This is a genomic window from Enterococcus florum (assembly GCF_004309355.1).
In the GTDB taxonomy this organism is placed as follows: domain Bacteria; phylum Bacillota; class Bacilli; order Lactobacillales; family Enterococcaceae; genus Enterococcus_A; species Enterococcus_A florum.
In genome coordinates, this window is the sequence record NZ_BJCC01000055.1 from 1 (window position 1) to 4,018 (window position 4,018).

General features: G+C 39.2%; 5 protein-coding genes. 4 read left to right on the top strand and 1 reads right to left on the bottom strand.

The window, feature by feature from the left end:
• Positions 1 to 75: 75 nt before the first annotated feature.
• Positions 76 to 1,383 carry a peptidoglycan amidohydrolase family protein gene (locus NRIC_RS18980; RefSeq protein ID WP_146624292.1) on the bottom strand — a complete coding sequence of 436 codons (1,308 nt, stop codon included), beginning with the start codon at positions 1,381 to 1,383 and terminating at the stop codon, positions 76 to 78.
• Positions 1,384 to 2,110: 727 nt separating this feature from the next.
• Here NRIC_RS18980 and NRIC_RS18985 point away from each other — a divergent pair.
• From NRIC_RS18985 to NRIC_RS19390, 4 genes are all read left to right on the top strand, one after another.
• Positions 2,111 to 2,323 carry a hypothetical protein gene (locus tag NRIC_RS18985; RefSeq protein ID WP_146624293.1) on the top strand — a complete coding sequence of 71 codons (213 nt, stop codon included), beginning with the start codon at positions 2,111 to 2,113 and terminating at the stop codon, positions 2,321 to 2,323.
• A gap of 303 nt (positions 2,324 to 2,626) precedes the next feature.
• Entirely contained in the window at positions 2,627 to 2,974 is a 348-nt protein-coding gene (locus NRIC_RS18990) for an SdpI family protein (protein ID WP_146624294.1), read from the top strand.
• Between the two features lie 288 nt (positions 2,975 to 3,262).
• Positions 3,263 to 3,760 (top strand): FUSC family protein, encoded by a 498-nt coding sequence (locus NRIC_RS18995; RefSeq protein ID WP_146624295.1) that lies wholly within the window; start codon positions 3,263 to 3,265, stop codon positions 3,758 to 3,760.
• A 40-nt stretch (positions 3,761 to 3,800) separates the two neighbouring features.
• Positions 3,801 to 3,959 (top strand): hypothetical protein, encoded by a 159-nt coding sequence (locus tag NRIC_RS19390; RefSeq protein WP_175580166.1) that lies wholly within the window; start codon positions 3,801 to 3,803, stop codon positions 3,957 to 3,959.
• Positions 3,960 to 4,018: the final 59 nt, after the last annotated feature.

The following is a 4,018-nucleotide window of genomic DNA, read 5'->3' on the forward strand; positions in this document are numbered from 1 at the left end:
GTCCACAAAATTTTTATATTATTTCATTGTCCTATTGACGGGGTGCGCACCAATGCCATAGTCTCTTATTACTTGCTAGCGTTTCACTAAACGAATCTGCACCGCTTCAATTGCAAGTTTTTTACCCGTCGTGCCCGAAACGGCACCGTTTCGGACCCAACCCTGCCAGCCTATACTTTTCACATGTGAACGATATTCGATCGTATGTGTTTTCGCTAAATTATTTTTTAGCGTGATTCGAAAAGCTTCTAGATTTTTCTTCTGTCCTGTCGTTCCACCAGCATTATTCATCCAACCAATCGTTGAGCAATGGGTATCAAGTTGAAAATCGTTTTTGGAACCATTAACGAATACTTCCAAACATTCCATAGAAATACTCAGTCCTGTGGTACCACTAACTGCACCCTCTTTTACAAATCCTAACCAACCTTCTGTTTGTAAATGAGAGCGATAAGCCACTCCAGTCTTAGGGAGATCCTTTGTTCCTTGAACAATTTTTTTCCTTTTTAGGTTAATTTTTAAGGCCTCAAGTCGCAATGACTCTCCTGTTGTTCCTGCAGTCTGTCCATTTTTGACAACAGGTAACCAACCTTTTCTTTGAACATGTGCTTGGTATTCAATGTCGTAGTAATTTGCTGCCTGACCCGTTAGTTTCACTTCAAAAGCTTCTAATCCAATCGATTGTCCAGTTGAACCAGCAATTTGACCACTTTTTACCCATGGTTGCCATCCTTTTTTACTCATGTGTACTCGGTACTCCACGGAGCCATCCACATGTTTGTTGCCAAATGATATTTTCAACGCTTCAATAGGTAAACTGTATCCAATCGAGCCCGATAAAGCTCCATCAGCCACGTTGTTCATCCAGCCAACTTCGGCTACATGTGTCTCATAGTTGATTAACTTGGAGACTGACATAGCTGGATTCTTACCAGGCAATTTTGGTTCTTCTTTAGCTCCTTTTAATCGGTAGTAATAGACTGGCAATCCACTGTAGTCACCCATCCAGCCTTGTGCTGGCGTTGTACAAATCCCGTTCTTTCCATATGCAGGTGCATACGTACAATGAATAATCGTTTGATTGTCTAAAAAAATCCCTGTGTGACCATTACTTCCAGCCGAACCTCCCTTGACACCAGAAACAAAAATATCTCCTTTTGCTGCCTGACCGCGCGAAATCGGCTGCAGAAGACTACCTTCCAAACGATAAAGCGACTCGGTATTTCCCGGTGTTCCTGATGGTATAAAACCTCCTGCCATCAAAGCATAATAGACGGATGAGCTGCAATCAAAGCTATTCGGGCCGTAACGGGTGGTCATCGAATAAGACACTTTTCCTTCCCGCGACTTCATCCATTGAATCATTTTATTAATATCTCCCATGTTAAAACACTCCTTAAATTTTTTTGTAGTGATCACCTACTAAAGTCATTTTATACGAACACACGTTCTTTTTTAGGCCAAAAAAGAGACATTCGAAACTAAATATTTGGTTAATTGACCTTCTCAATACTAAAGAGAACGCTACAACTCCTTTAAAGATTGTCTAATTTTGCTGAATACCAAAACGGACCCACTAACCTGATTACTGGAGAATATGTTCTGTAATGATTTATCGAGATAATCTTGATGTGACTCATTCAGAAATAAAGCTCGGTTATGTCAAGTTTTGCAATCCCTTCGACTACTTACTAAGTACTGATACCATCTCCATCCAAGTCCGCCCTTTTCCAGAACAAAGCATGGTCTATCCGTTCCGATTTTTCTCTCTTCAATCTTGATTTTTATTTGAAAGTTGAACAATTTATCTTATAAGTAAATAAGGCATTTTATTATTTTCTTGATGATTCCTTAAATAAATTGATTTGCCTATTTTTTTATTTGAAATTAAACATAAGGGAAATTTTTCTTTTTTATAATTATTATCTAATCTGAATTTTGGATCTAGTCTGCGCCACTCCGTTTCTTTGTTTATCTATTTCTATCCTTTTTTCTATAGATATCTATTACTTTATATAACTAAATCGATCGTTTCTAAAGGTTAGACGGCGGTTTTGTTTCTTGTTATGGTGAGACCGAGGAACAAATTTTTCATATGGAGGAGAGCATCATGAATATCAAAGTCAACGTGTATCAGCTTTTAATGGAGTCTATTATCAATTCTGTCGATTCAATCATCGAAACCCCAGAGACGAAAGTCCTAAGTTCCAAACAAGAGGCAGTTACTTATCTTGAAAGTACCCTGCCTTCTCTAGTAAAACGCATTGAAAAGGAAGCGGCGGTTAATTTAGAATGTCAGATCGATAAATTGGTCAACCAATAAGTTTGACTGTCCCTAACTTCCGGTTGGGGACTTTTTGCATCATCTGGACTCTATTTTATTGAAGGAACACCCGTATTCTCGCTATTTGGCAGATCATTATTGCTTCGAATACGGGTACGAAGTCCTCAACACAAAGAGGAAAAATCTCAAAAACATGCGAGCTGACTGTGTTTTTTGACAAAATGTCAGGCAGCGAAATCTCTATAAATGGCTGAGTAAAAAACTTCTTAAGAGGGGTTCAATTTTGGATATAAACATGTTACTATTGTCCTAAATTTATTCTATGCAAAAAGGAGTTTTCTCATGCTTGATTGGATGATTTTGCTAATAACCTGTACTGCTTGGTTTGTCATCCTACCTTTTACATTTGATGTTGCAAAAAACAATAACCGTTACCGCTGCAATTCATTGATCGGTTTTCGTTCCACCAAAGCCGTCAGCAGCTGGAAAAAATGGCAGGTCGCACAACGTTCGGCTAAGAAATTTTGTTTTCTTGCTGGAGCAATGCATATCCTGATTATTGTCCCTTCTATTACGATCGGCCGGATCGACGAAGATATCGTTCTATGGATCAATGCAGCTCTATTGTTTGTATTGTTGATCGCTCAATACCTGTATGTTCAGTCAAAATTACGCAATCTGAATCCATAAAATTTGGCAGCTGTAGTTTCGGCTGCTTTTTGATGGTTATCATTTTTCAAAAGAACAACAACTTGTTAAAATGAATGTATAGGACCATTCGACCTCGAAGCATCCAAGTCTGCCTGCGGAAACAGGAGAATTACTTTACAAAGCATTCCTGGTCGAGTGCTTTTTTGTATACGCTCTTTCTTCACCTTGTTATTATGGTATAATTGATTTACCTTGGCAGGGGCAATTTGAATTGCTTTTTGCATCAAGCCTTGCGCTTGATGCTTTTTTATTGAAAGGGTTGTGCATTTGAAAATAGTTGGGCTTCAATTTGGTTTACGAAATATTAAAACAGGAATCAGTGTCTTTTTGTGTATCCTGATCAGCTTTGTTTTGCAACGAGAGACCTATGTTGTTTCGGCAATCACAGCGATCTTTACCTTGCGTGAAGATCAGATCAACACTGTGAAATTCGGCCGACATCGGATCGTCGGGAACATCGTAGGCGCCTGTACTTCTGTCGTTTGTATTGGAATTTTTAATCTGTTAGGAGATTCTCGCCTCGTTCAGCTTTTTTCGATTCCGCTCATGATCATGCTGATGATCGCTCTTTTAGTCAAGTATGACCATGCAGAAGGTGTTGTAGGTGCAAGTGCTACGCTACTGACGATTCTTTTCATGATTCCAAAAGACGCATCCTATCTGTATGCCTTGAATCGTGTGGTGGATAGCTTTATCGGAATGCTGATCGCTGTGGCCATCAATTCATTATTGCCAAGCATCGATCCTTCGGCAGAAACGAATTAATGATTTTGCTGCTTGCTGGATAAGCAAAGGAGGAATATGTATGGTTGCACCTCATTTAGGAAATATGTTCGTACTGCTATTTCCCTTGGGCTACTTGCTGCTAATCGCCATTGGCTATTTCGTGATTCGCAAGGCAGTCAAGGATGGGATTCTTGACGCTGAAAAAGAAAAAAGGAAGCTGAATAATTCAGATTCCTAGTAAAAAATGCTATGCTACCCCTATCTAGGACAAGGAAATAATTAAATCCTAGATAGGGG